This window comes from Nocardia coubleae NBRC 108252 (assembly GCF_001612805.1).
Lineage (GTDB): Bacteria > Actinomycetota > Actinomycetes > Mycobacteriales > Mycobacteriaceae > Nocardia > Nocardia coubleae.
In genome coordinates this window covers 19,232-44,591 of record NZ_BDBD01000029.1, presented here as the reverse complement: position 1 = coordinate 44,591, position 25,360 = coordinate 19,232, and the positions used below count along the sequence as shown (strand labels likewise).

The window sequence follows — 25,360 nt, the reverse complement described above, 5'->3', positions numbered from 1 at the left end:
GGAACGTCCCCATGGATGAAGCCACGATGGCGCTCATCGGCCAGATTCTGAATTTCCTCAGTGGCGGGTCCTCGCTGGCCTACGAGCCCACGACGCCGACGCCGACTGCCTGACCCGGCAGCCCCGAAAGGATCACCAGCAATGGATACCGGAAGCGCGGCCATCTTCACCGCCCTCGCCAACATGATCTCCTCCGGCTCGGCCGTCTCGGTCACCCCCGGTCAGCCGCCGACTCCGACCCCTACGGTCTGAGCGGCGCTCACGACGTAAAAAGATCCGCCGGCACGCAGGTGCCGGCGGATCTTCGCGTTTCAGGGCTCAGTGCACCGGGCCGGTGTACTTCTCGCCCGGGCCCGCACCCGGCGCGTCCGGCACCGACGACGCCTCACGGAAGGCGCGTTGCAACGCCTGCAGGCCCTCGCGGATCGGCCCGGCGTGCGGCCCGAGGTACTCCACCGACGAGGTGACCAGGCCGGCCAGCGCGGTGATGACCCGGCGCGCCTCGTCGAGGTCGACATTGGCGCCGGTGTTCGGGTTCTCCTCGGCAAGGCCGAGCTTCTCCGCCGCCGAACTCATCAGCATCACAGCGGCCCGGCTGATCACCTCGACCGCGGGAATGTCGGCCAGGTCGCGCACGGGAGGATCGAGCTCGTCAGTCATGGGGATCAGGCTATCGCCAGCCCCGTGCGGGCCACCGCCGCCGGGCCGATTCGGCGATAGCGGAATGCGATGCTAGACTTTTCGCTGACGACCGCCCCTGGTCGTGTCATGCACTTCCTGGGGCAGATAAGTGGAGCCCGACTCCCACCGTTGCCGGCGAGTAATCGTACTGGACAAACGGTCCCGGTCACCCGCTCGTTGTGGCGGGTTCCTCGCGTGTTGTTCGCGCGAGGGTCGACACCGTGCCCTCGGGCGTGGTGTCCGATGATCGGTCGACTCGGGCCCCGTCGCGGAGAAATACCGCAACGGGGCTTTCGCGTTGAATCAGGGGTTGCAGTTATTGCGTGCGGTCGTTAAGACGACACCGCTTGACCTAGGAGGCCCCATCAGCACTGAGACCCGCATCAACGATCGCATCCGAGTTCCCGAGGTTCGACTCATCGGACCCGGCGGCGAACAAGTTGGGATCGTGCGTGTTGAAGATGCACTTCGCGTCGCGCTCGAAGCCGATCTCGACCTGGTCGAGGTGGCACCCGATGCCCGTCCGCCGGTCTGCAAGATCATGGACTACGGCAAGTTCAAGTACGAGACCGCGCAGAAAGCGCGCGAGTCCCGCAAGAACCAGGTCCAGACCGTGATCAAGGAGCAGAAGCTCCGCCCGAAGATCGACGACCACGACTACGAGACCAAGAAGCGCAACGTCGTTCGCTTCCTCGAAGCCGGGTCGAAGGTCAAGGTCACGATCATGTTCCGCGGTCGCGAGCAGTCGCGCCCCGAACTCGGCTTCCGGCTGCTGCAGCGGCTGGCCTCCGACGTCGCCGAACTCGGCTTCGTCGAGACCTCGGCCAAGCAGGACGGCCGCAACATGACCATGGTCCTCGCCCCTCACAAGGGTGCGAAGACGCGGGTGAAGGCGCAGCAGGACTCGGCACCGGCCCCGCGTCCGGCCGAACCGACCGCACCGGCACCGGCTCAGCCGACCGCTCCGGCCGCCGCCGAGCAGGCCGCGCCCGCGGAGCAGGCGCAGGCCGACCCGCAGTAACACCGATTTCACCGACTAGATAGAGGAATCCATGCCGAAGAACAAGACCCACAGCGGCGCCAAGAAGCGATTCAAGGTGACCGGCCGGGGCAAGCTGCTTCGCGAGCAGGCGAACCGTCGCCACCTCCTGGAGCACAAGTCCTCCCGCCGGACTCGTCGTCTGGAAGGCACGGAGTCCGTTGCCGACGTCGACGCCCCCCGCGTGAAGCGGCTGCTCGGTCTCGCCTGATCCAGGCAGACCGTCGCACCCCGACGACTGCGCGGCCGGGATGACCGGACGCCGACAACTACCGAATTCGGGCGCCGCCGCGCCCCCCAGATGATCAAGGACTGAAAAGTGGCACGCGTCAAAAGGGCTGTCAACGCTCAGAAGAAGCGCCGTTCCATCCTCGAGGCCTCCAAGGGCTACCGGGGCCAGCGTTCGCGCCTGTACCGCAAGGCCAAGGAACAGCAGCTCCACTCGCTGACCTACGCCTACCGCGACCGCAAGGCTCGCAAGGGTGACTTCCGCAAGCTGTGGATCGCTCGTATCAACGCCGCCGCGCGTCTGAACGACATCACCTACAACCGCTTCATCCAGGGCCTCAAGGCCGCTGGTGTCGAGGTGGACCGCAAGATCCTCGCCGAGCTCGCCGTCTCCGACGCCGAGGCCTTCGCCGGTCTCGTCGCTGTCGCCAAGGCCGCGCTGCCCGCCGACGTCAACGCCCCGGCCTCGGCTGCCTGAGCTTGACGACGCACAACGATCTGTCGGAACGACCCGTGGACGCGCTCTCCGAGCGCAACCCGCGGGTCGTTTCGGCTGTCAAGCTCCAGCGCGCCGCGCACCGCCGCAAGACCGGCCTGTTCCTGGCCGAAGGCGCCAATGCCGTCACCGCCGCGCTGGAGACCGGCCGAGTGCGTGAGCTGTTCTACTCGCTCGCCGCGGCCAAACGCGATGTCGCGCTGATCGCCGGTGCCGACGCCGACGGTGTGCGCACCACGCTGGTGAGCGATCGCGCCGCCGAGCACCTGGGCGAAACCGTCACCGCGCCGGGCCTGGTCGCCGTGTGCGAGCAGCTCGATGTGCCGCTCGGCCAGATCCTCGACGGTGCACCGCGCATGCTCGCCGTGCCCGTGGAGATCGCCGAACCCGGCAACGCGGGCACCCTCATCCGGGTTGCCGACGCCGTCGGCGCCGATGGTGTCGTGCTCGCCGGTGACGCGGTCGACCCGCACAACGGCAAATGCGTCCGCGCCAGCGCGGGCAGCCTGTTCCACGTCCCGATCGCGCGCAGCCGCAGTATCGACGCCACCCTCGACGCGCTGTCCTCGGCCGGAATCACGCTGCTGGCGACCACCGCTCACGGTGAGGTCGACCTCGACGACGCCGACGACATCCTCACCGGGCCGGTCGCCTGGCTCTTCGGCAACGAGGCCCACGGCCTCGACCCCGCCGTCGCCGCCCGCGCCGACCATCGCATCCGCATCCCCATCCACGGCCGCGCCGAAAGCCTGAATCTGGCTGCGGCAGCGGCGATCTGCCTCTACGCCAACGCCCGCGTCCAGCACGCGAAGTAGGTCTTCACAGTTCCACGGCGCACTGCAGTTCGTCGAGGACGGCCCTCGACCAGGGGAGTTCGATGGCGTCGGGCCCTGCCACCTGCATCGCGGTCATGATGGTGAGCAGCATGCCGGTGGCGAGGAAGCGGCGGGCGTGCAGGGCGTCGGCGCCCGTGCGGTCGACGATCAGCTGGTAGATGCGGCCGAAGTGTTCGCGCACGTGATCGCCGATCTCCGGGTCGGCGCTGGCGGCGACGCCGTGCAGCAGCACGAGCGGTAGCTGACGTTCGGAGAGGAATACGTCGAAGTTCGTCCCGAGGCTGCGCAGCGCTTCGGCGGTGTCGGCGTCGGGCGCGATCTCGGCGCTGCGGAACACGTCCTCGATGCGTGCGCACACGTGCTGCAACACCGCCACGAACAGGTGCTGTTTGCTGCCGAAGAGTCGGATCACATACGGCTGCGACACCCCCGCACGGCGGGCCACCTCATCGGTTTTCGTTGCGGCGTACCCGGATTCGGCGAAGGCGCCGACGGCGGCGGCGAGGACCTGGGCGCTGCGCTCGGCCGCGGTCATCCGGGTTCTCGTCGTCTCGCTCATGCATTCGCCTCCGGTCGGTACGCGGATTCCTCTTGACATGTTATCAGCGGATGCATAACCATTGGAATCAAGTTATCAGTGGATTACAACAAGGGTGGGTCATGACTCAGACACTCGATCCCGGCGATGCCGTTCTCGCCGGCGCGCCGTCATCCGGCGGGAAGGCCAAGCCGATCGGTGCGGTCGTTGCCGCCGTCGGTATCCCGATGTTCATGGTCACGTTGGACAACCTCGTGGTGACCAACGCCCTGCCGGTGATCAAAACTGAACTGGGAGCGTCGCTTTCGGACCTGCAATGGTTCGTCAACGCCTACACACTGTCGTTCGCGGCTCTGCTGCTCACGGCCTCGGCGCTCGGCGATCGCCTCGGCCGCCGCCGGATGTTCCTGGCGGGAATCGCGGTGTTCGTCGTCGCATCGGCTGCCTGCGCGCTGGCCACCGAGCCGTGGATGCTGATCTTCGCCCGCGCGATTCAGGGCGCCGGTGGCGCCGCGGTGATGCCGTTGTCGCTGACACTGCTCGCCGCGGCCGTGCCCGAGCGGATGCGCAGCGCCGCGATCGGGATCTGGGGCGGTCTGGCCGGGCTCGGTGTGGCTGTCGGGCCGGTGGTCGGCGGTGCCGTCGTCGATGGGCTGAACTGGCAGTGGATCTTCTGGCTCAACGTGCCCGTCGGCCTGCTCGCGCTGCCTTTCGCCGCCCGCATGCTGAGCGAATCACGCGGTGCCGCACGCAAACTCGACCTGCTCGGTCTCGTCCTGTCCGCCGCTGGCGTGCTCGCACTGGTGTGGGGCGTGATCCACGGCGCCGAGGACGGCTGGACCGCTCCGCAGGTGCTCACCGCCCTGGTCGGTGGTATCGCGCTGTTGGTCGCGTTCGTCGCCTGGGAGCACCGCACCGCCGAACCGATGCTGCCGCTGCGCATGTTCGCCAACCGTGGCCTGAGCCTGACCTACCTCGTGTCGTTCGGGTTCTCCGCCGGTGTGTTCGGTGCCATCTTCCTGCTCGCGCAGTTCTTCCAGGTGGTGCAGGGGTACTCGCCGCTGGAGTCCGGTATCCGCACGATGCCGTGGACGATGGTTCCGATGGTCGTCGCCCCGCTGGCCGGACTCGTCGTCGACCGGGTCGGCCCGCGCGTCCTCATCGCCACCGGCCAGGTCTGTCTTGCCGTGTCCCTGGCCTGGATGGCGCTGATCACGAGCACGGACGTCCCCTACATCTCCTTCGTCGCGCCCTTCGTCCTCGGCGGCATCGGCATGGGCCTCACCTTCGCCCCGTCGTCCACCATCGTCATGGCCAGCGCCTCACCCGCCGACCAGGGCATGGCCTCGGGCATCAACAGCACCGTCCGCGAGGTCGGCGTCGCGATGGGCATCGCGGTCCTCGCCTCGGTCTTCGCCACCGCCGGCTCCTACACCGACCCCCAGTCCTACGTCGACGGCCTGATCCCCGCAGTCTGGGTAGGCGCCGCCCTGGTCGCCGCCGCCGCGATCATCGCCGCCTTCCTGCCCCGGCACACCCGACCGACTGCCTGACCTGCGGTGGGGGGTCGGGGCTATCGTCTAGCCGGCAATCCGCACGAATGGAGCGACCGCATGATCGTCCGCTCGATGCATCCCCGACCCGGCAATCTTCGCGAAGTTGCCGAGGCGATCGAACGCGCGACGGGCCTGCAGGTCGAGATTCTGGGAGGGGTGCTCGTGATGTCACCGCCCGGGTGTGGAAAACACGCGGGCACGATCCGTCGACTGCGTCACCAACTCGAATCGGTCATGCCCGAAGGGGCTCGCTGCCTACGAGGTGACATCGATCGCGATGCCAGGCGATACAGACGACTACTGCACACCGGACCTCGTCGTTCTGCCCGATTCCTGGGACACCGATGACGAATGGCTCGCCGATCCCGCCGACGTGGAACTCGCCGTCGAGGTGATCTCGAAGTCGGAGAAAGCGCACCAGATCACCGGCAAGAACGGCTGGTACGGCGCGGCAGGGGTACGCACTCTTCTGGTCGTCGACCCGCGGTTCGGCCGTTGGGCGCTCTACCGCGATCCTGACGCCGGTGTGTACCCCGATCCGGTCGAGGGGACGTTCGGTGACCCCCTCGTCCTCCCCGAGCCGCTGTCGACAGCCGTCGACACAGCCTGCCTGCCGCTCTACGGATAGAGCCGTACGCGCGCACCATCGATCGCAGCAAGGAGCGATGGGCTGGTGAGTGCCTAATCCTGGTCGGGTGGGGTTTGCGGGTGGACCTCGGGGCACAGTCCGCCCGCACGCGGGAACGGGCGGGGGCGGATGGGGCGGATGCCGAGGCCGCACAGTGCCAGGCCGCTGCCAGGCGCGGTGCGTCGCGTGCGCCGACCCTGGGGTGGGGTGGAATCGCGGGTCTGTTCAGGCATCGATTCGTCCTGTCTCGCGTCGAACACGGCGGATGTGTTTGATCGGTTGGACGGAACCGGGGACGATTCGGTTCCCTCGGATCGCGGTTCGGTGTCGATCTTGGTGAGAACCCTCCGAAAACCGGTCTGACCTGGACTTGTCAGTCCTGATTGCGACTCCACGCAGGTCCCCGCTGTGCCCCCCGGTAATCCGGATGAACCGAGCGAACCCCATCCCATAGGATTTATGCAGCACCGATACGGGTAGGCAATGACGCACCCGTGAACCGATCCCCAGGGGAGAGTCGAACAATCGTGGCCGACGACAACAGTGGAGTCGAGCAGGGCGCAGGCCCGTTGGGCGCCGAACTGACCGAGGAGGCACTCGCGGCAGCGGCGGCGGAGGCCGAGAAGGCGTTCGCCGCGGCGGCCGATCTGGACGCGCTCGCGGTCGCCAAGACCGACTACATCGGCGGCAAGTCGCCGATCGCGCTGGCGCAGCGTGAGCTGGGTCGTCTGCCCAAGGAAGAGAAGGCCGACGCGGGCAAGCGGGTCAATATCGCGCGCAAGCGGGTCTCCGACGCCTTCGAGGCGCGCCGCGCGGCGCTGCTGGAAGAGCGCGATCAGGCCGTGCTGGTGGCCGAGAAGATCGACGTCACCCTGCCCGCTCGTCGCCGTCCGGCCGGTGCCCGGCATCCCATCACGGTCATCTCCGAGCAGATCGCCGACGTGTTCGTCGGCATGGGCTGGGAGGTCGCCGAGGGCCCCGAGGTCGAGACCGAGCACTTCAACTTCGACGCGCTGAACTTCCTGCCCGACCACCCGGCGCGCACCATGCAGGACACCTTCCACATCGCCCCCGAGGGGTCGCGCCAGGTGCTGCGCACCCACACCTCCCCGGTGCAGGTGCGTTCGATGCTGGAACGTGAGCTGCCGATCTACGTCGTGTGCCCCGGTCGCACCTTCCGCACCGACGAGCTCGACGCCACCCACACCCCGGTGTTCTCCCAGGTGGAGGGTCTGGCCATCGACAAGGGCCTGACCATGGCCCACCTGCGTGGCACGCTCGACGCCTTCGCGCGCGCCCTGTTCGGCCCCGACACCCGAACCCGCATGCGCCCCAACTACTTCCCCTTCACCGAACCCTCGGCCGAGGTCGACGTGTGGTTCCCGGACAAGAAGGGCGGCGCGGGCTGGGTCGAGTGGGGTGGCTGCGGCATGGTCAACCCGAAGGTCCTCATCGCCAGCGGCATCGATCCCGAGGTGTATTCCGGATTCGCGTTCGGTATGGGCATGGAGCGAACCCTGCAGTTCCGCAACGGGATTCCCGACATGCGCGACATCGTCGAGGGTGACGTGCGGTTCACCCTGCCCTTCGGTATCCGGTCGTAGAGAGAGAGCGAAAACGTGCGAGTAGCACAGTCCTGGCTGACCGAGATCCTGCAGCGCACCACCCCCGAGTGGTCGGTGTCGGCCGAGGAACTCGACGCGGGCTTCGTCCGGGTCGGCCTCGAGGTCGAAGAGGTCGACAAGCTCACCCCGATCGGCGGTGACATCGACAAGCCGCTGGTGGTCGGCCGCGTCGCCGAGATCACCGAACTCACCGAGTTCAAGAAGCCGATCCGCTTCTGCAAGGTCGATGTCGGCAACCCGGAGTTGCAGGAAATCGTCTGTGGCGCCCGCAATTTCGCGGTCGGCGACCTCGTCGTCGTCGTGTTGCCGGGTGGTGAGCTGCCCGGTGGGTTCAAGATCTCCTCCCGCAAGACCTACGGCCACACCTCCAACGGCATGATCTGTTCGGTCGCCGAGCTGGGCATCGGCAAGGATCACGACGGCATCCTGGTGCTCGAGCCGGGTTCCGCGCAGCCCGGTGACGACGCCAACGTACTGCTCGGCACCGACGACACGATCATCGAACTCAACATCACCCCGGACCGCGGCTACTGCTTCTCGGTGCGCGGTCTGGCCCGCGAGCTGGCCTGCGGTTTCGATCTCGAATACGCCGACCCCGCCGTGCGCACGCTGCCCGACGGCGAGTCCGAGGCCTGGCCGGTGCGGCTGGAAGCCGACTCCGAGTGCACCCGCTTCGGGGCCCGACGCGTCACCGGGGTGAACCCGAACGCGGTGAGCCCGCTGTGGTTGCAGCGCAGGCTGATGCTGGCAGGCATGCGCCCGATCTCCCCGGCCGTCGACGTCACCAACTACGTGATGCTCGAACTGGGGCAGCCGCTGCACGCCTTCGATGCCGCGAAACTCAACGGCGGCTTGGTCGTTCGCTCCGCGCACAAGGGCGAGACCCTGCGCACCCTCGACGACACCGAGCGCACCCTCGATGCCGAGGACGTGGTGATCGCCGACGATTCCGGTGTCATCTCGCTGGCCGGCGTGATGGGTGGGGCCAGCACCGAGGTCGGCGCCGACACCACCGACGTGATCCTCGAGGCCGCCACCTGGAACCCGTTGCGCGTCTACCGGACCGCGCGCAGGCACAAGCTGTCCTCGGAGGCAGCCAAGCGCTACGAGCGGGTCGTCGATCCCGAGATCAATATCGTCGCCCTCGATCGCGCCGCCACCCTGCTCGCCGAAATCACCGGTGGCACCATCGAATCCACGCTCACCGACATCCGGGTGCCGCTGGAAGCGGCGGCGCCGATCGCGATGGACATCGACCTGCCCGACCGCGTCGCGGGCGTCACCTACCCGGCGGGCACCGCCGTGCGCAGGCTGGCCCAGATCGGCGCGCACGTCGACATCGAGGTCAACGACGCGGGCAAGACCCAGCTGCTGGTGACTCCGCCGAGCTGGCGTCCCGATCTGTCCCAGCCCGCCGACCTGGTCGAAGAGGTGCTGCGGCTCGAGGGGCTCGAGCAGATCCCGTCGGTGCTGCCGTCGGCGCCCGCCGGTCGCGGCCTGACCGCGCAGCAGAAGCGTCGACGTGCGGTGAGCCGGGCGCTGGCGTTCGCCGGTGCCGTCGAAGTGCCCGCGCCGGTATTCCTGCCGGGTGGCGTGTTCGACGTGTGGGGGCTGGATGCCGACGATCCGCGCCGCAACACCACGCGCGTGCTGAACCCGCTCGACGCCGAGCGTCCGGAACTGGCGACAACGCTGCTGCCCGGACTGCTGGAAGTGGCTGCCCGCAATATCTCTCGCGGTGCACGCGACCTCACCATCTACGGCATCGCCCAGGTGGTCCTGCCGGGTGCGCAGACCCGTGCGGTGGAGGCGCTGCCGGTGGATCGCCGGCCGACCGACGAGCAGATCGCCGAGCTGAACGCCTCGCTGCCCGCCCAGCCGGTACACGTCGCGGCGGTGCTGAGCGGTAAGCGCGATCCGCGCGGACCGTGGGGGCCGGGTCGTCCGGCCGAGGCTGCTGACGCGTTCGCGCTGGTCGACGAGGTGGCCGACGCCGCAGGTGTGGTGATCGAGCGCCGCGCCGCCGCCTACCTGCCGTGGCATCCCGGCCGCTGCGCCGAACTGCTGGTGGACGGCGTGGTCGTCGGCCACGCGGGCGAACTGCACCCCGCCGTCCTGGAACGCGCCGGTCTTCCCCCGCGCACCTGTGCGCTGGAACTCGACCTCGACGCGCTCCCGCTGGTCGAATCCCGTCCCGCTCCAACGGTTTCGGCGTTCCCCGCCGTGCTGCAGGACGTGTCGATCAGCGTCGAGAAGGCCGTCCCCGCCGCCCAGGTGGAGACCGCCCTGCGCACCGGCGGTGGTGACCTGCTCGAAGACATCGCCCTGTTCGACGTCTACGAGGGCACCCAGGCAGGGGAGGGCCGCAAATCCCTCACCTACGCCCTGCGCTTCCGCGCTCCCGACCGCACCCTCACCGAGGACGAGGCGAGCGCGGCGCGCGATGCTGCCGTCGCCTCGGCCACGGCAGCGGTCGGCGCCGAACTGCGCGCCTGAGATTCCAGCTGAAGCTGAGGCCGTCCGGTATCCGGGCGGCCTCAGTCGGCTTCGGGCAGCGTCAACCCGCTGACGGATCGTCGCGTTGGCCCGGCCCTGGGCGGGGCTGTGCGCGCGGCGACGGTCGCACGGCGCGACTGCTGGCCGTCGCATCAGCCGGACCCGAGTGGTTCAGGATCGCAGCGCCTCGGTTCCCGTCAAGGGCGGGTAGTGTTCACCGCCCATCTCTTCCGCTGCGCCGATATAGGTGGTGAGGGCGTCGCGGGAGCGGGCGAGTGCGGCCATCTGTTCCTCGATGCGCGTGAGTCGTGACCGCATCGCCCCGATCAATTCCGGGCAGCCCGGCAGGTCCGGTACCTCGCCGTGGGCGCACGGCAGGAGGTAGGCGATGTCGGCCGAGGAGAGGCCCGCGGCGAGCAGGTGCCTGATCTGGGTCACCCGCAGGACTGCGCTCTCGTCGTAATCGCGATAACTGTTCGAGCGGCGGTTCGCCTCGAGCAGCCCCTGGGCCTCGTAGTAGCGCAGCTGGTGCGTGTGCACGCCGGTTCGTCTGCTCAATTCGCCGATCCGCACGACATCCTCACTTGACCTTCACACCGGTATCAACGTTGACGATGGTGCCATGACCGAAACAACCACTCCTGTCGCCGTTCTCGGCCTGGGCCGGATGGGCCGGGCACTCGCCCGTGCCTTCCTCTCCGCCGGGCACCCGACCACCGTCTGGAACCGCACCCCTTCCGCCGCCGACGAGCTGGTCGCAGGCGGCGCCCGGCACGCCGACACCGTCGCCGATGCCGTGCACGCCGGACGGCTGATCGTGGTCTGCCTGACCGACTACCCGGCCGTCTACGCGGTGCTCGAGCAGGCCGACCTGGCCGGAACCATCGTCGTCAACCTCACCTCCGGCGACTCCGCCCAGGCCAGGGCGGCGGCCCGCTGGGCCGAGCAGCGTGGCGCCCGGTATCTCGACGGCGCGATCATGGCCGTTCCGACGGTGATCGGGACCGCCGACGCCGTCCTCCTGCACAGCGGCGCGCAGGCCGACTTCGATGCGGCCGCGCCGGTACTCGCGGCACTGGGCACCGTCACCCATCTCGGCGCCGATCACGGTCTGGCCGCCCTCTACGACGGCGCCGGGCTGGCCATGATGTGGAGCGTGCTCAACGCCTGGTTGCAGGGCACCGCGATGCTGCGGACCGCCGGTGTCGACGCACGCACCTTCGCGCCGTTCGCCGCGCAGATCGCCACCGGCGTGGCAACCTGGCTGCCCGGATACGCCGAACAGGTCGACAACGGCGCCTATCCCGCCGAGGTCGCGGCCCTGTCGACCGATGCCGCGTCGATGACACACCTCGTCGAGGAGTGCGAAGCGCTCGGGGTGAACGCGGAGCTGCCGAAACTGTTGAAGGCGATGGCCGAAAGGGCGATCGCCGCCGGTCACGGGGCCGAGCAGTACCCGGTGCTCATCACCGAGTTCGCCAAGCCGTAGCCGGATCGGTGGTGGGCCGGTGGCGGGGCGGGATAGGTTGGCAGCGTGTCGATGATGAAAGGCGCCAATGTCGTGGTGCCCGCCGCCGAGGTCCGGGTCGAAGTGAGTTGGCAGGCGGGGCCGGGGGTGCCCGACGCGGACGCGTCCGCCCTGCTGCTCGCCGGGACGAAGGTGCGCTCCGACGACGATTTCGTGTTCTACAACCAGGCGGTGCACCCCTCCGGGGCGGTGCGCCACGCCGGGAAACGCCAGGGCCCGACGGTTGTCGACACTCTGTCGGTGCGGTTGGCGCAGGTGGAACCGCAGATCGAGAAGATCGTGCTGGCCGCCTCCGCCGACGGCGGCACCTTCGGCCAGTTCCGCGACCTCTGCATCCGGGTGCTCGACGCGGCGACCGGTGGGGAGGTCGCCCGATTCGACAGCACCGGCGCCACCACCGAGACCGCGTTCGTCCTCGGCGAGTTGTACCGCCGCCAGGGTGCGTGGAAGTTCCGTGCGGTGGGCCAGGGGTACGACACCGGACTGGCCGGGCTCGCAACGGATTTCGGAATCACCGTCGACGATGCCCCGGTCGACCAGCCCTTCACTCCGCCCCCGAGCCCCGCACCCCATCCGCAGTCAGCGGTGGTGCCGACCCAGCCATACATTCCCCCACAGAGCCCATCTCGACCTGTCCCGCCGGCGCAGCCCGCTGTTCCGCCGCCGGTTCAACCATTCGCCACGCCGCCCGGTCAGCAGAATCCGGTTCCGCATGGCCAGCCGTTCTCCGCGCCATCCGGTCAACCGCATCCGGGCCAGCCGTTCGCCGCGCCGCATCCGGCCGCTCAATTCCCCGCTCCCGCAACACCATCCGGCCCGCCGGTGAACCTCGCGAAAGTCTCCCTCACCAAGGAATCCCCGAGCGTCTCGCTCACCAAGCACGGCGCCACCGGCGGTGTGATGCGGGTGAATCTCAATTGGACCTCGATGGCCGCCACCGGCCGCATCTTCGGCAAACTGCGCGGCAAGAACATCGATCTCGACCTGTGCTGCTTCTTCGAATTGGTCAACGGCGCGATCGGGTCCGTGCGGGCGCTGGATCGGCGTTTCGGCGCGCTCTACGAACCGCCGTTCATCCACCTCGACCAGGACGACCGCACCGGCGCGAGCATCACCGGCGAGAACCTGTCGATCAATCTCGACTACACCCGGTTCTTCCGCCGCATCCTCGTGTTCGCCTCGATCTACGACGGGGCAAGCGATTTCCGCAACGTCCACGCCACCGTCACCCTGCACCCGGTGAATTCGGCGCCGATCGAGATGACACTCGACGGGTGCACCGACAACTCCCGCGACGCCGTGCTCGCGGTGCTCGAGAACGTCAACGGTGAACTCGTGGTGCGCCGCGAAGGTGTCTTCGTCCGGCCGCCCGCCGGGCAGCCGGGTGGCGGCGTGATGGAGATCGCGCGACTCTACAACTGGGACTTCGGTTTTCAAGCGGGACGCGGTAAGTGATGCGGCATCCGGCGACCAGGGTGCTCAACGCACTGGTCTATCACCCCGAGCGGCACCTCGCGCAGACCCCGGCCGCGCTCGGCCTGGACTACCGCGATCTGCACATGCGCACCGCCGACGGCATCGATCTGCACGGCTGGTTCGTGCGTGCCGAACGCCCGCGCGCCCACATCCTCTACGCCCACGGCAACGCCGGGACCATCGGTGACCGGGTGTCGATCATCGCGCTGCTGGTCGCCGCCGGTTTCGACGTGCTCGCCTTCGATTACCGAGGTTTCGGGCACAGCAGCGGCGCCCCCGGCGAGCACGGCACCTACCTGGACGCGCGTGCGGCGCGCACCGCCCTGCTCGAGCAGCCGGAGGTCGACCCCGCACGGGTCGTCTACCTGGGCAAATCGCTCGGTGGTGGGGTGTTGCTCGAGCTGGCGGGCGAGCACCCGCCCGCGGGCATGGTCCTGATGTCGACCTTCAGCGGTATGCGTGACGCCGCCCGCTCGGTCTATCCGTTCCTGCCCGCACCGCTGGTTCCCGACGCCTACCCGAACCTGCGCCGCATTTCCGCGCTGCGGGTGCCGGTGCTGATGATGCACGGCGAACACGACGAACTACTGCCGCTGCGCCACGCCGAACGCCTGTATGCGGCCGCGAACGAGCCCAAGCAGTTGATCGTGGTTCCCGGTGCGGGCCACAACGATGTCATCGACACGCTCGGACCGCGCTGGCCACAGCTCATCGCGCAGTGGAGTGAGTTCCTCGACAGGTGAGCTCGGCTGCGTAGCCTGGCGGTATGAGCGAAACGAGCGAGATCCTCGGCCGGCTGGCCGCGCTGCCCGACGCCGAGCTGGTATCGCTGCTGCGCGCGGCGGTGTCGGGCAGACCGGGGCTCGGCGCCGTCGCCGCCGCGCTGGCTCAGGTGGAGGCCGGTCATGCCGAGGTCGGCCCGCCTGTGATGCTCGACACCGAGGCCGAGATCGTCGACGCGGAGCCTGTGGCATCCGAGCAGGTCGGAGATGGTCATGCGGTACCGCCGGTACCGTTCGGGGGTTCCGGACCCGCCGCGAACGCTGTGACCGGCGGATATTCCACTTCTGGAGTGCCGACATTCGACGCGGTTCGCGATAAGGTCGAGCAGCGTTTCGGCACCGCCCAGGGCATGGGTGAACTCGACCGGCAGACCCCGGCGGGCCGCAGCGCCGACGAACAATGGGAGGCGCGGGGCAAGGCCGCGCGCGAGCGTCTGGATCAGATCCGGAAGGCGATGCGGGACAACGATTCCGGCGCCTAACCTCGCGTCCTCCCAACCGAGCGACAACCGTGATTGGGTGGACATACATGACGCAGGCGCGCCAGATCGCCGAACGACTGCTCGACGCGCAGGTCGACTACCTGCTCGGCGAGGTGACCGGCGAACGGTTCGCCGAGGTGATCGCCCGCGACGTGGCGGCCGTACTCGCCGTCGGCGACACCATCCGGTTCGGTGATGTGGTCTCCCTGGCCGACGGCGAGGAGACGGTGGCACGGGTCTTCGACCGCATCGGCGGTTCGCCGGTCATCGCCGACACGGTCGGGGTGTTCTCCGACGCCATCTACGACCACATCGCCACCAACACCGACTACACCCTCGGCGATGTCGTCGACCGCGAGCCGGTGGAAGCGCTGCTGGAGAAGATCTTCGGCATGCACCAGGCCCAGGAACGCATTCTGGACCGGCTCACCGAGAGCCCGCTCGTGGCGACCGTCGCGTCGCGTTTCGTCGACAAGCTGATCGGCGACTTCATGCAGGCCAATCGGGAACGCGCCGAGAAGATTCCGGGTGTGTCCTCGCTGATGTCGCTCGGCCAGTCCGCGGCCAACCGCGCCAAGAAGGTCGCCGCCGACAGCACCTTCGTCGGTGATCTCGCGGGCAAGGGCGCGCTGTTCGCTCTCAAGCGCACCAACAACGCCATCCGCGACATGCTGCGCGACGCCCCCGTGCACTCGGCGGCGATGGAATTCTGGGACCTGCACGCCGACGAACCGGTGGCGGGCCTGCGCGAATACCTCACCCAGAAGGACCTCAACGAACTGGTCCAGATCTGCTACGAAATCGCGGTCACCACCAGGGAGAAGGAATACTTCGGCCTGCTGGTCCGCGAATGCGTCGAGGTGTTCTACACCCGCTATGCCGACCACACCCTGTCCTCGATGCTTCCCGAACTCGGTCTGAACGCCGACGACATCAGCACCGAAATCCTGCGCTACGGGCCCGCCGTCATCGAAGCGGCCAAGCGCAACGGAGTCCTCGCCCAACTCCTGCGCGAACGCCTCGAACCCTTCTACTACTCCGATCAGGTCCTCGGTATTCTCGCCGGGGAATGAGTGTCGATCCCCACTCGAAGCGGGCCGGAGGGCGAAGGTTCCTTCCAGCCGCATGCGGGTTTCGGTGCCTTGGCGAGGGTCGACTCGGGTGAGGACACCGCTGCCACCTCGATCTCGGTTCAGCGGGGTGCCGTCCTGATCGCGGTCGACCACTACCGGCACCGGGCGAGTCCGAAGCTCGCGCAGAAGGATGTGGCCGCGGCGGCGTTGCGGTAATTTCGGCGAATTGCCCGAATTATCGCAGTGGACGGTTATCGTTCGTATCCGGTTCACCGCAAGTCTTCTCGGCTTTATGGCTCGGCAAATGTGGGTGGCGTCACAGCGGAAACTGTGCGAAACAAGTCGGACATCGAACGAATCCGTCACCGAATTACGGTGGGAGCGGTGAGCTTTCCGACACAGAGAGCCCCGTTCATTTCCGGCATGTTGAGATCAATGCACGAATCCCGTTCTTACGCTGTCCCGGATTGACCGTGCACCCGTGGCAGTGCAAGTTGACACCTGACTTTCGGTGGGCCGCCGCGAAATACCGCGTGTGGTGTTTCAGAGGAGCAGGTGGTGCGTTCACATTCCCGTCGGCGGGCCGCGGGTGGCGGGCTGATCCGGCCGCGCACCATTTCCGGGCAGCTCGCCCGGATTCTCGCGGTGTCGCTGGTGCTCGTGCTCGTGCTGCTCGGAGTGACGATGTCGACCCAGATCACCGCGTTCCGGCGCAGCGGGGAAACCGTGGACGCGGTCGCGGTTGCCCTGGCCGCACAGGATCTGGTGCACCAGGTGCAGCGCGAACGCGGGCTCAGCAACGGTTTGCTCGGCGGTGACGCGCGGCTGGTGCAGGCGGTCGGGGACCAGCGTCCCGCCACCGACGCGGCGCTGCGCATCCTGAGCGCCGCGCTGACCACCGACCCACCCGGCGCGGGGGAGGTGCGCTCGGCGCTCGGTCATCTCGGCGGTCTGCCCGGCGTCCGGTCGCAGATCGACACAAGGACCGTTTCCCGACAGGCCGCGTTCCAGTTCTATTCCGACAGCATCGACGCGCTCAACCGGCTCGCCCTCGGCCTAGATCAAGCCCGCGACCCCGCCGTGCGCCACGGCATGCAAGCCCTCTACGCCCTGGGTGACGCCAAGGAGTTCACCGCCCGCGAACGTGGCTTCCTCAACGGTGTGTTCGCGGCGGGGGAGTTCGTGGCGGGGGAGTACGTGCAATTCCTCGACATCCGCGCGGCCCGCACCGCCGCGCTCACCCAGTTCGACCGCGAGGCGACTCCGGCGCAGCGCGACCGACTCGCCGCCGTCATGGGCGGTGAAAGTGCCATGCGGGCAGCGGAATCGGAGAACATCGCGATCGCGTCCACCGCCGGACCGTTGACCGTTCCGGTCGACCCGGCGGTGTGGTGGTCGCAGATGACCGAGGTGATCGACGCACAGCGCACCGTGCAGCAGGCAGTCGGCGACGATGTGCGGGCCCGCGCCGCCGACCTGCGCCGCACCGCGGCCATCGTGCTGGCCGCCTTCGCGCTTGCCGCATTGCTGGCGATCGCCGCCGAGGTCGCGCTGGTGTTCGCGAGTGTCCGGGCCATCGTGCGACCCCTGGCCGAGCTCGCGGCCGAGGCCGACGACGTGGCTTCCACCCGATTGCCCGAAGTGATCGCCGCATGGCGCGGCTCCGCCGACGCCCGCCCCGACCCACCCGCGCCCGTCCGCACCCCACCGGGCTCGAGTGTCGAGATCGGTGCTGTCGCAGGCGCTTTGGACCGCGTGCAGAGCACCGCCTTCGACCTCGCCTCCGAACAGGCGCTGGTGCGACGCAACACCACCGAGTCGATGGCGAACCTGGCCCGGCGCAATCAGAATCTGGTGCGCAGACAGCTCGGCCTCATCAGCGAGTTCGAACGCGAGGAACTCGACCCGAAAACCCTGTCCAACCTGTTCGAACTCGACCACCTCGCCACCCGCATGCGTCGCAATGCCGAAAGCCTGCTCGTCCTGGTCGGCGAGGCGAGCCCGCGCCGGTGGGCCGAACCGATCGCGCTCACCGACGTCATCCGCGCCGGGCTCTCGGAGGTCGACGACTACCGGCGGGTGGTGCTGCGTCGCGTCGACGAGGTCGCGATCACCGGTGCGGTGGTCAGCGAACTCGCGCACGCTCTGGCCGAGCTCATCGAGAACGGTCTGGCGTTCTCCCCACCCGACCTCGAAGTGGAGATCTACGGGCGCAAGGTGGCCGGCGGGTACTTGCTCGCGGTGGTCGACCACGGCGTCGGCATGTGCTCGCCGAGGCCAATGCCCGCCTACGCGGCGAGCAGGACTTCATCGTCGCCTCCACCCGCTACCTCGGCCACTACGTGGTCGGCCGCCTCGCCGGCCGTCTCGGTATAGACGTGGAACTCAACACCTCACCGGTGAGCGGCATCGTCGCCCGGCTGTTGCTGCCGTCGAGCCTGATCGTGGACGAAAGCTCCTCCGGGCGTGGGGATTCCGGCGGTGCCCGAATGGGGCGACAGTCCACGGGTAGCCATGACGACGTCAACGGCTCGCCCGACGATGCGCGGCACAGCCGAGGACAGCTGGCGGCGAGCGGAGTCGACCGCGTGCCGGAACCCCCCCGACGCGGCGCCCGCCACAACGCGTCCGACCGGGAGGGGGCCGGTCGCCCCGACGACCGTCACCCCGAACCAGGACGGAACGATGCCCGTGTGCCGGACCTCGACGAGCAGGGTGGCCGGCGGTCGGAGTCGGGCCGGAACGGTGCCCGTGTGCCGGACCTCGACCAGCAGGGTGCCCATATTTCGATGCCGATGCCGATGCCGACGCCGATGCCGACGCCGAACGGCTCGCCGCCGAACTTCGATCAGCATGATGGCCGACAACTACGAGTCGATCCGCTGAACGGCCACCACGCGGCTCAGCAGCCCGTCGTTCTTCCCGCCGAACCGCCCGGCGCCGACCAGGGTTCCCCTGCCGTCCCCTCGCCCTACATTCAATTCCTCACCGGCACAGGCGCGACCGCCCGGAGCGGTTTGAACCTGTCGCAAGAACCGCGCGGCACTCGGGGCGAGGGGGTGGGCGGTGACCTCGACGTTCCTGGTCAGGCGTCGGTCGAACGTACCCGCAACGGCATGGTGAAGCGCACCAAACGCGCCACACCTTCGGACCGTCCCCGCCGCGAAGCCCCGCTGCGCGACCGCCCGCCGGTCACCGAACGTACTCCAGACCAGACCCGCAGCATGCTCGCCGCGTTCCGCACCGGTCACGAAAGCGGTAGCGGAACAAGCGAAGACCACCCGATCCGCTGACAGCAAGGAGCCACGGTGACCGCTCACCTCCCGACCGCCGACCCGCACACCTTCAACTGGCTGCTGGGCAATTTCGTGCGCAATACCGATGGGGTGCGCGACACGGTCGCCGTTTCGTCGGACGGCCTGCTCATCGCTATGTCGGAAGGTCTCGACCGTACGGGCGCCGATCGGCTCGCCGCCATGGTGTCAGGACTGTCCAGCCTGGCCCGAAGTGCCTCGCGCAGTTACGACTTCGACGGCCTGAAGTTGATCCTGATCGAGATGAAGCGCGGCTTCCTGCTCGTCTCGGCGCTGGGCGACGGCAGCTGCCTCGGCGTGATCGCCGACGGTGGCTGCGATGTGGGTCTGGTCGGCTACGAGATGGCTGTGCTCGCCGAACGAGCGGGCGCTCTGCTGGACCCGATGTTGATCGGTGAGCTGCGAGAGACGTTGCGCCGATGAGGGATTCCGACCGCCCCCGCCTGCCCGACCCACGCATGGTCCCGCTGAACCAGCCGACGAGCTGGAGCGCCGGGCCACCAGTCAGCCGGCCGGCCGACGACACCGACGACGATCGGTTCGTCCGCCCCTTCGTCGTCACCGCGGGCCGCACGGTCCCGGTCCTCGACGGCCTGCGCCTCGAAACCCTGGTCGTGGCAGCACCTTCGGCCTTGTCGGCACCGTTGCGTTTCGAGGAGCACACTGTCGTGCGGTTGTGCCAGCATCCCCACTCCATCGCCGAAATCGGTGCCGCTCTGCGGGTTCCGGCCGGTATCGCCAAGGTGATCGTCAGCGATCTGGCCGCAGCCGGTCAGGTGACCGTGCGCGACGCGCCCGAGCTGACGACCGCCGCCATCGAAAGGATCACCGACCTTGTCCGCGCACTCTGAAATCCGCGGCGCAGCGTCGCCGCCGTCATCGGTGAAGATCGTGGTCAGCGGCGGTTTCGGCGTCGGCAAGACGACCTTCATCGGTGCCATCTCCGAGATCGAGCCACTGGTCACCGAGGCCGCGATGACCGAGGTGTCGATCGGCGTCGACAACCCCGGCCGCCACGCCGAGAAGACCGCGACCACGGTCGCGCTGGACTTCGGCCGCATCACCCTCGACCGCTCGCTGATCCTGTACCTGTTCGGCACCCCAGGCCAGGACCGCTTCGTCTTCCTGTGGGACGACCTCGTCGACGGCGCCCTCGGCGCGGTGATAGTGGTCGACACCGCCCGCGTCGAAGACTGCTATCCCGTCCTCGACTACTTCGAAGACCACAACACTCCGTTCGTCGTCGTGGTCAACCGCTTCCCGGACACACCCCACTTCGACCTGTCCGAAGTCCGCGAAGCCCTCGGCCTCGACGACTGGATCCCCGTCCTGGACTGCGACGCCCGCGACCGCGACTCCGTGCGCGACATCCTCGTGGCACTCCTCGAGCAGGTCCTGCTGCACCGCGCCCTGCCCCGCCGCCGGGAAGTCAGCTGAGCAGGGTCGGCGGAGCGGTGGGGCAGGGTGTCGCATGGTGCGGTATGGCACGCGCCGCCACGACATCCGATGCCTCAGCGGCTGCCCAGCGGGGCTCCGAAGAAGGTGGCGAACTTGGCGGACAGGGTGTCGCCGAGGAAGGACAGGGCGCCGGGAGTGGCGGCCATGGTCCCTGCGTCGGAGGTGGTGCAGCCCTGCGGTGCAGGGACCCCGTCGAGCCGGTCGCGCAGCCAGAGCAGGGCGGCGGGGCCGCCGACGACCTCGGCGACGATGTGTTCGCTGGCGTGGTCGCGGGTGTAGGTCAGGGAGGTGTTCGGATCCCGGCAGTAGGTGTCGACCAGGGTGTCGGTCGCGGCGAGGGGGAGGATCTCGTCCCACGCGGAATGCCACAGGAACAGCGGCATATCGGGGACGGACTTGCCCATGCGTGTGTCGTCGAGCATGGCCGCCACCGGCGGGTCGTCGAGCGGGTTGCCGTCGGAACCGATCATGCCGGTGAGGTCGAGGAACGGCAGCAGCGCCGACTGGTACTGCACGCACAGCGGCGACTTGACCGCCATCAGCCCCCTGCCGAGCGGGTTCAGTCGTTGATCGAGATAGGTTGCGAAATCAGGGTATTCGCGAGTGAGGCCGAGGACGGCGGCGAAGACCAGGCCGGAGGTGAGCTGGTTGTTCGCCATGGTGAGGGCGGCACCCAGATCCGCGCCGACCCCACCCTCGGCCGCGCCGACGATTTTCAGTTCGGGTGCGTAACTCGCGTGCAGCTCGGCGGCGTGCCCGGTCGCGATCGACCCGCCGGAGTACCCGTAGAGGCCCACCGGTGCGTCGGGCCCCACCTCGAGCGGTGCGAATCCCGTTGCGGCGCGAATTCCGTCGAGGGTGATCCGGCCAGCCAGCGGCCCGGCGGCATAGGCCGAGTACGGACCCTGATGGTCGGGCACGACGACCGCCCAGCCCTGCGCCAGCGCCGCCTGCGCGAACAGGAATTCGGCGGGCACCACGATCTGCCCGGCGACCGGCGCGACCGAAAGATGTTGCAGCGCATAGGACGGCGCGCAATAGCCCGCGGTCGAGTCCTCGGCCAGCTGGACCGAGAGCAGCTTGCGCGGTGAGATCGCCTGTCCACGTGGCTTGATCAGCGTGGCCACGGCCGGGATCGCCTCGTCGCGGCTGTTGTTGGAGCGGTAGGACACCTGCCACGCGTCGACCTCGACCGGCAGCACGCCGAAGTCGGCGATGGTGACCTGCCTGGCCGCGATGATCGCGCCGGGTTCGGTCGCCGCCACCACATCGGCGGGCGGGAGGTAGAAATCCGGGTCGAGCTCGGGCGGCAGCGGAATCACCGGGGCGGGCGGGATCGCCGCCGGCTCGGCCGCGACCGGACCGGCCGCCACCAGCGTTGCCGCCGCGAGCACGCTCGTGGCCAGGGCTAGCCAACGCGGAATCAGGGGAGATCTCATCGTGCACAGTCCTCACAGGAATTGAGACGCCTTCGTCTCAATGGCGGCTACTATGGCACGAGTGTGGTGTGGATCGCAATCAGCTGCGGGTTACGCAGGCGCGGTCAGGGCATTGAGCAGGGTGGTGAAGACATCGACGAGATCGTCGACGGGCGGCCGGGGGTCGTCGAGACTCCACTGGTGCACGGCGCCGTTGACGGCGCCGATGAAGGCCGCCATCGCCATCCGCCAACCGCCCGGCGGCGTGCGCACACCGTCGCGCGCGGCCGCGACGGTGGCGACCACCTCGCCCCACTGATCCCGGACCCGAGCCCGGTGTTCCTCGACCGAGGCGCTCACCCCGACGATCTCGACGAACGCCACCTTGGCCGCCCGGATGTCGTCGGTGATGGTTGTCGTGTAAGCCCGCAGCGCGGCTTCGATGAGGGTGCGCAGATCGTCGGTGCCGACGGCCGCCAGCGCGGCTAGCACGGCGTCACGCGCCCTACCCTGCACCGTGTCGTACACCGCGACCAGCAGTTCCTCGCGTCCGGCGAACTGCTCGTAGAACTGCCGCCGCGACAGACCGGCCGCGGCGCACACATCGGTGAGCGAACTGTTGGCGTACGACTTCTCCGCGAAGACGGTCAGCCCGGCCTCGATGAACAGCGCACGACGCTCGACCTGCCGCTCGGCGACCGAAGTGCCGGTGTAATTGTGCCGAGTGCGCCCAGATGTCACCCCACGACCCTACGAGGTGGCCGCCTCGACGGGTCCGATCGGGACCACCAGCGGAGTGCCGGTGACCGGATCCTCGATCACCTTCGCGCGCAGCCCGAACACCTGCGCCACCACGTCCTCGGTGAGCACTTCGGCGGGCGTGCCCGCCGCGACCACGCGTCCGGCCCGCATCGCGACCAGCCGGTGGGCATAGCGTGCGGCGAGATTGAGGTCGTGCAGCACCATCACCACCGTGCGGTTCGCTTCGGCGTGCAGCCGCCGGACCAGGTCGAGCACCTCGATCTGGTGGGCGAGGTCGAGGAAGGTGGTCGGTTCGTCGAGCAGCAGCAGGTCGGTGTTCTGGGCCAGCGCCATCGAGATCCACGCGCGTTGGCGTTGCCCGCCGGACAGTTCGTCGAGCGAGCGGTCGGCGAACTCGACCATATCGGTCCAGGTCAGCGCCTCGGTGACGGCGGACTCGTCGTCCTGGGACCACTGGCGGTACCACCGCTGGTGCGGGTGCCTGCCCCGCGCGACGAGGTCGGCGACGGTGAGACCGTCCGGGGCGAGCGGGGATTGGGGCAGGATGCCGAGTACGCGCGCCACGTCCCTGGTCGACATCCGGTCGATGCGTTTGCCGTCGAGGTGCACATGACCACCGGTGGGCCGCAGGAGCCGGGCCATCGCGCGCAGGAGCGTGGATTTTCCGCAACCATTGGGTCCGATCACCGCGGTGATCGTGCCGCCGGTGACCTCGAGATCCAGCCCGTCGACGACGGTGGTCGTCCCGTAACCGAGGGTCAAGGCGTCGGCCTGGAGCCGAACGGTCATCACACGCCCGCTTTCCCGGCGCGATTGCGCCGCATCAACAGATAGATCAGATAGGGGGCGCCGAGCACGGCGGTGACCACCCCGACGGGCAGCTCGCCCGAGGGCAGCAGCGTGCGGGCGACGAGATCGGCGGCGACGGTGAAGGCCGCGCCGAGGATCGCCGAGGTGAGCAGCGGTGGCTGGGCCGAACCGGTGAGCCGCAGCGCCACCTGCGGCACCGCGAGGGCGATGAAGATGACGGCCCCCGCCGAGGCGGTCGCGACTCCGGCGAGCAGTACCGCCAGCACCAGCAGGGTCAGGCGGGCGGTGTTGAGCCGGATGCCGAGCGAGCGGGCGGTGTCGTCGCCGAAGTGGAGGGCGCCGAGCAGGTGGGTGCCCGCGAGCACCACCGGTACCAGGACGGCCAGGGCGATGGCGACCGGTGTCACCTGGATCCAGCCGCTGCCGTTGAGGCTGCCGGTCAGCCAGGTCACCGCCCGCGTCGCGACATCGACTTCCCCGACACTGAGCAGCCAGAACGTCACGCTGGACAGCAGCGAACCGGCGCCGAGGCCGACCAGGACGAGTCGATAGCCTTCGATCCCACCGCGCCAGGCGAGCACGAAAACTCCCAGCGCGGCGAGTAATCCGCCGAGCATGGATGCCACCGGCACCCCGATCTCGGCCACCGCGCCGCTGACCTGCCCCCGGCTGCCCGACAGCGCGATCACCGCGACCGCGGCGACGCTCGCGCCCGCGGTGACACCGAGAATATCGGGACTGGACAACGGGTTTCGCGCGATGCCCTGGGTGATCGCACCGGACAACGCGAGCGCCGCGCCGACCAGCGCACCGGTGAGAATCCGCGGCAGCCGCAGATCCCACACCACGTATGCCAGCCCGTCGTCGCCGCCACCGGTGAGCACCGCGAGCACATCCAGCGGCGTGACGGGGCCGCCGTCGGGCATCGTGTAGGTGCCGAGTGCGAGCGCGACACAACTGGTGACACCGAGCACCGCCACGCCGAGCAACAGGACCGCCGTGGTGCGCAATCGCAACTGCCAGGACACCGGTCCCAGCCGGACCGCCCGCACGGTACTCATACGGTCACCAGCTTCCGGCGACGGACGAGCACGATGAAGAACGGCACGCCGACGAAGGCGAGCATGATGCCCGCGGGTAGTTCGCCCTTGTCCAGCACCACTCGTCCCGCGATGTCGGCGGCCAGCACCAGGATCACACCGAGCAGCCCGGCGACCGGAACCAGCCAGCGGTAGTCGGGTCCGGTGATGCCACGCGCGAGGTGCGGAACGACGAGTCCGACGAACCCGAGCGGCCCGGCGATCGCCACCACCGCGCCGGTGAGCAGCACGATCGAGCCGATGCCGACGGTGCGGGCCAGGGTCACGCGATGACCGAGCGCGCGGGCGGTGTCCTCACCCAGGCCGAGCGCGTTGAGCGCGGAGGTGTTGGCCAGGGCGAGCACGATCCCGGCGACGACGAAAGGTGTTGCCTTACCCAGCAAGTCGAGGCTGGTTCCGGCCAGCGACCCGGCCTTCCAGAAGCGGTAGATATCGGTGACGTCGGTGTCGAACAGCACCACCGCCGAGATCAGACCCTGCAGTAGGTAGCTGACGGCGGCGCCGGCCAGCGCGAGAGTCACCGGGGTCGGCCCGCCCCGTCCCGTCGTCCCGATGACGAAAACCGTGACGGTGGCGATCAACGCACCCGCGAAACCGAACCACACATAGCCGAACAGGCTCGAGATGCCACCGACCATCACCGCCGCGACGATGCCGAGCGCCGCACCCTGGGTGATGCCGAGCAGCGCCGGATCCGCGAGCGGGTTCCTGGTGTGGCCCTGGATCACCGCGCCCGCGATGCCGAGCGCGAGCCCGGCGAGGATCCCCAGCAGGGTGCGCGGCAGCCGAAGGCCGTTGACGATGGCACCGGTCTCGGTGTCGGTGGTGCCGCCGAGCGCTTGCAGAACATCCAGGGGAGCGATGAATTTCGAGCCGACGGCCATGCTGAGCAGCACGGCCGCGAGCACCGCGACCAGCAGACCCGCGATGAGTAGCAACCGGCGAGACCGCGTGTCGGCGAACACGGCTCCGGGCGGCGATGCGGTCACTTTCCCTCTTCATAGTTGGTAATTAGGTAAGGCTTCGCTACGTTA

28 protein-coding genes are annotated in these 25,360 nt (G+C 68.8%); 19 read left to right on the top strand and 9 right to left on the bottom strand.

Annotation, left to right across the window (positions count from 1 at the left end; genetic code table 11):
- Positions 1-318 precede the first annotated feature (318 nt).
- The gene (locus tag NCO8_RS28915) at positions 319-660 is read right to left on the bottom strand and encodes a DUF1844 domain-containing protein (protein WP_067498543.1); all 342 of its coding nucleotides are present in this window, start codon (positions 658-660) and stop codon (positions 319-321) included.
- Positions 661-991: 331 nt separating this feature from the next.
- Between NCO8_RS28915 and infC the strand changes: the two genes are divergently transcribed.
- From infC to NCO8_RS28895, 4 genes are all read left to right on the top strand, one after another.
- Positions 992-1,702, top strand: a complete 711-nt coding sequence (infC, locus tag NCO8_RS28910) for a translation initiation factor IF-3 (protein ID WP_174550374.1) — start codon at positions 992-994, stop codon at positions 1,700-1,702.
- Between the two features lie 31 nt (positions 1,703-1,733).
- Positions 1,734-1,931 (top strand): 50S ribosomal protein L35, encoded by a 198-nt coding sequence (gene rpmI, locus NCO8_RS28905; RefSeq protein WP_067498539.1) that lies wholly within the window; start codon positions 1,734-1,736, stop codon positions 1,929-1,931.
- A gap of 108 nt (positions 1,932-2,039) precedes the next feature.
- A complete protein-coding gene (gene rplT, locus NCO8_RS28900) occupies positions 2,040-2,426 on the top strand; it encodes a 50S ribosomal protein L20 (RefSeq protein ID WP_067498536.1) in 387 nt (128 codons plus the stop codon).
- Between the two features lie 35 nt (positions 2,427-2,461).
- Positions 2,462-3,259, top strand: coding sequence for a TrmH family RNA methyltransferase (locus NCO8_RS28895; protein WP_067644845.1), 798 nt, complete (start codon positions 2,462-2,464; stop codon positions 3,257-3,259).
- 4 nt (positions 3,260-3,263) lie between these two features.
- Here NCO8_RS28895 and NCO8_RS28890 read toward each other — a convergent pair whose 3' ends face one another.
- A complete protein-coding gene (locus NCO8_RS28890; protein ID WP_067644570.1) occupies positions 3,264-3,839 on the bottom strand; it encodes a TetR/AcrR family transcriptional regulator in 576 nt (191 codons plus the stop codon).
- Positions 3,840-3,940: 101 nt separating this feature from the next.
- Here NCO8_RS28890 and NCO8_RS28885 point away from each other — a divergent pair, with 101 nt between their 5' ends.
- Positions 3,941-5,371 (top strand): MFS transporter, encoded by a 1,431-nt coding sequence (locus tag NCO8_RS28885; RefSeq protein WP_067644567.1) that lies wholly within the window; start codon positions 3,941-3,943, stop codon positions 5,369-5,371.
- A gap of 184 nt (positions 5,372-5,555) precedes the next feature.
- Complete coding sequence (locus tag NCO8_RS32205; RefSeq protein WP_281201993.1) at positions 5,556-6,002, top strand: Uma2 family endonuclease; 447 nt, start codon at positions 5,556-5,558, stop codon at positions 6,000-6,002.
- 53 nt (positions 6,003-6,055) lie between these two features.
- On the opposite strand, the gene NCO8_RS31710 is transcribed toward NCO8_RS32205, so the two are convergent.
- Positions 6,056-6,235: a hypothetical protein gene (locus tag NCO8_RS31710; RefSeq protein WP_157105158.1), complete on the bottom strand. Its 180-nt coding sequence runs from the start codon at positions 6,233-6,235 to the stop codon at positions 6,056-6,058.
- 294 nt (positions 6,236-6,529) lie between these two features.
- Between NCO8_RS31710 and pheS the strand changes: the two genes are divergently transcribed.
- The gene (gene pheS / locus NCO8_RS28875; protein ID WP_067498526.1) at positions 6,530-7,606 is read left to right on the top strand and encodes a phenylalanine--tRNA ligase subunit alpha; all 1,077 of its coding nucleotides are present in this window, start codon (positions 6,530-6,532) and stop codon (positions 7,604-7,606) included.
- Between the two features lie 15 nt (positions 7,607-7,621).
- Positions 7,622-10,123, top strand: a complete 2,502-nt coding sequence (gene pheT, locus NCO8_RS28870; protein ID WP_067644564.1) for a phenylalanine--tRNA ligase subunit beta — start codon at positions 7,622-7,624, stop codon at positions 10,121-10,123.
- 171 nt (positions 10,124-10,294) lie between these two features.
- Here pheT and NCO8_RS28865 read toward each other — a convergent pair whose 3' ends face one another.
- Positions 10,295-10,681, bottom strand: a complete 387-nt coding sequence (locus NCO8_RS28865) for a MerR family transcriptional regulator (protein WP_210740878.1) — start codon at positions 10,679-10,681, stop codon at positions 10,295-10,297.
- 64 nt (positions 10,682-10,745) lie between these two features.
- On the opposite strand from NCO8_RS28865, the gene NCO8_RS28860 reads away from it, so the two are divergent.
- From NCO8_RS28860 to NCO8_RS28810, 11 genes are all read left to right on the top strand, one after another.
- Positions 10,746-11,612, top strand: coding sequence for an NAD(P)-dependent oxidoreductase (locus NCO8_RS28860; RefSeq protein WP_067644562.1), 867 nt, complete (start codon positions 10,746-10,748; stop codon positions 11,610-11,612).
- A gap of 51 nt (positions 11,613-11,663) precedes the next feature.
- Positions 11,664-13,106 carry a TerD family protein gene (locus NCO8_RS28855; protein WP_167353351.1) on the top strand — a complete coding sequence of 481 codons (1,443 nt, stop codon included), beginning with the start codon at positions 11,664-11,666 and terminating at the stop codon, positions 13,104-13,106.
- A complete protein-coding gene (locus NCO8_RS28850) occupies positions 13,106-13,870 on the top strand; it encodes an alpha/beta hydrolase (RefSeq protein WP_067644549.1) in 765 nt (254 codons plus the stop codon). The genes NCO8_RS28855 and NCO8_RS28850 overlap by 1 nt, the downstream gene beginning before the upstream one ends.
- A 23-nt stretch (positions 13,871-13,893) precedes the next feature.
- Positions 13,894-14,391: a hypothetical protein gene (locus NCO8_RS28845; protein WP_067498513.1), complete on the top strand. Its 498-nt coding sequence runs from the start codon at positions 13,894-13,896 to the stop codon at positions 14,389-14,391.
- A gap of 47 nt (positions 14,392-14,438) precedes the next feature.
- Positions 14,439-15,464, top strand: a complete 1,026-nt coding sequence (locus tag NCO8_RS28840) for a hypothetical protein (protein ID WP_067644546.1) — start codon at positions 14,439-14,441, stop codon at positions 15,462-15,464.
- Positions 15,465-15,680: a hypothetical protein gene (locus tag NCO8_RS28835; RefSeq protein WP_067644544.1), complete on the top strand. Its 216-nt coding sequence runs from the start codon at positions 15,465-15,467 to the stop codon at positions 15,678-15,680. It abuts the gene before it with no gap.
- 342 nt (positions 15,681-16,022) lie between these two features.
- Positions 16,023-17,840: a sensor histidine kinase gene (locus tag NCO8_RS32670; protein WP_245655544.1), complete on the top strand. Its 1,818-nt coding sequence runs from the start codon at positions 16,023-16,025 to the stop codon at positions 17,838-17,840.
- Positions 17,729-18,757, top strand: coding sequence for a hypothetical protein (locus tag NCO8_RS32665; RefSeq protein WP_067644540.1), 1,029 nt, complete (start codon positions 17,729-17,731; stop codon positions 18,755-18,757). Before NCO8_RS32670 ends, NCO8_RS32665 begins: the two co-directional genes overlap by 112 nt.
- A gap of 15 nt (positions 18,758-18,772) precedes the next feature.
- On the top strand, positions 18,773-19,201 hold the full coding sequence (locus tag NCO8_RS28820) for a roadblock/LC7 domain-containing protein (protein WP_067498499.1): 429 nt from the start codon (positions 18,773-18,775) through the stop codon (positions 19,199-19,201).
- Entirely contained in the window at positions 19,198-19,629 is a 432-nt protein-coding gene (locus NCO8_RS28815; RefSeq protein ID WP_067644537.1) for a DUF742 domain-containing protein, read from the top strand. The genes NCO8_RS28820 and NCO8_RS28815 overlap by 4 nt, the downstream gene beginning before the upstream one ends.
- A complete protein-coding gene (locus NCO8_RS28810) occupies positions 19,613-20,215 on the top strand; it encodes a GTP-binding protein (protein ID WP_210740879.1) in 603 nt (200 codons plus the stop codon). Before NCO8_RS28815 ends, NCO8_RS28810 begins: the two co-directional genes overlap by 17 nt.
- A 74-nt stretch (positions 20,216-20,289) precedes the next feature.
- Here the strand turns inward: NCO8_RS28810 and NCO8_RS28805 are convergent, their stop codons facing one another.
- The 5 genes from NCO8_RS28805 to NCO8_RS28785 all read right to left on the bottom strand — a co-directional run bounded on the left by NCO8_RS28805 (position 20,290) and on the right by NCO8_RS28785 (position 25,315).
- A complete protein-coding gene (locus NCO8_RS28805; RefSeq protein WP_067644532.1) occupies positions 20,290-21,675 on the bottom strand; it encodes a lipase family protein in 1,386 nt (461 codons plus the stop codon).
- 90 nt (positions 21,676-21,765) lie between these two features.
- Positions 21,766-22,395: a TetR/AcrR family transcriptional regulator gene (locus NCO8_RS28800; protein WP_067644528.1), complete on the bottom strand. Its 630-nt coding sequence runs from the start codon at positions 22,393-22,395 to the stop codon at positions 21,766-21,768.
- A gap of 9 nt (positions 22,396-22,404) precedes the next feature.
- Positions 22,405-23,205 carry an ABC transporter ATP-binding protein gene (locus NCO8_RS28795; protein WP_067498488.1) on the bottom strand — a complete coding sequence of 267 codons (801 nt, stop codon included), beginning with the start codon at positions 23,203-23,205 and terminating at the stop codon, positions 22,405-22,407.
- Entirely contained in the window at positions 23,205-24,287 is a 1,083-nt protein-coding gene (locus tag NCO8_RS28790) for a FecCD family ABC transporter permease (protein WP_067644525.1), read from the bottom strand. The genes NCO8_RS28795 and NCO8_RS28790 overlap by 1 nt, the downstream gene beginning before the upstream one ends.
- Entirely contained in the window at positions 24,284-25,315 is a 1,032-nt protein-coding gene (locus NCO8_RS28785) for a FecCD family ABC transporter permease (RefSeq protein WP_210740880.1), read from the bottom strand. The genes NCO8_RS28790 and NCO8_RS28785 overlap by 4 nt, the downstream gene beginning before the upstream one ends.
- Positions 25,316-25,360 lie beyond the last annotated feature (45 nt).

Coding starts and splice junctions, on each gene's coding strand:
- NCO8_RS28795 (WP_067498488.1), bottom strand. CDS start 23,205: ATGACCGTTCGGCTCCAGGCCGACGCCTTGACCCTCGGTTACGGGACG.
- NCO8_RS28840 (WP_067644546.1), top strand. CDS start 14,439: ATGACGCAGGCGCGCCAGATCGCCGAACGACTGCTCGACGCGCAGGTC.
- NCO8_RS28915 (WP_067498543.1), bottom strand. CDS start 660: ATGACTGACGAGCTCGATCCTCCCGTGCGCGACCTGGCCGACATTCCC.
- NCO8_RS31710 (WP_157105158.1), bottom strand. CDS start 6,235: ATGCCTGAACAGACCCGCGATTCCACCCCACCCCAGGGTCGGCGCACG.
- NCO8_RS28805 (WP_067644532.1), bottom strand. CDS start 21,675: ATGAGATCTCCCCTGATTCCGCGTTGGCTAGCCCTGGCCACGAGCGTG.
- NCO8_RS28845 (WP_067498513.1), top strand. CDS start 13,894: ATGAGCGAAACGAGCGAGATCCTCGGCCGGCTGGCCGCGCTGCCCGAC.
- NCO8_RS28790 (WP_067644525.1), bottom strand. CDS start 24,287: ATGAGTACCGTGCGGGCGGTCCGGCTGGGACCGGTGTCCTGGCAGTTG.
- NCO8_RS28855 (WP_167353351.1), top strand. CDS start 11,664: ATGATGAAAGGCGCCAATGTCGTGGTGCCCGCCGCCGAGGTCCGGGTC.
- NCO8_RS28885 (WP_067644567.1), top strand. CDS start 3,941: ATGACTCAGACACTCGATCCCGGCGATGCCGTTCTCGCCGGCGCGCCG.
- NCO8_RS28860 (WP_067644562.1), top strand. CDS start 10,746: ATGACCGAAACAACCACTCCTGTCGCCGTTCTCGGCCTGGGCCGGATG.
- NCO8_RS28890 (WP_067644570.1), bottom strand. CDS start 3,839: ATGAGCGAGACGACGAGAACCCGGATGACCGCGGCCGAGCGCAGCGCC.
- NCO8_RS28815 (WP_067644537.1), top strand. CDS start 19,198: ATGAGGGATTCCGACCGCCCCCGCCTGCCCGACCCACGCATGGTCCCG.
- NCO8_RS28850 (WP_067644549.1), top strand. CDS start 13,106: ATGCGGCATCCGGCGACCAGGGTGCTCAACGCACTGGTCTATCACCCC.
- rpmI (WP_067498539.1), top strand. CDS start 1,734: ATGCCGAAGAACAAGACCCACAGCGGCGCCAAGAAGCGATTCAAGGTG.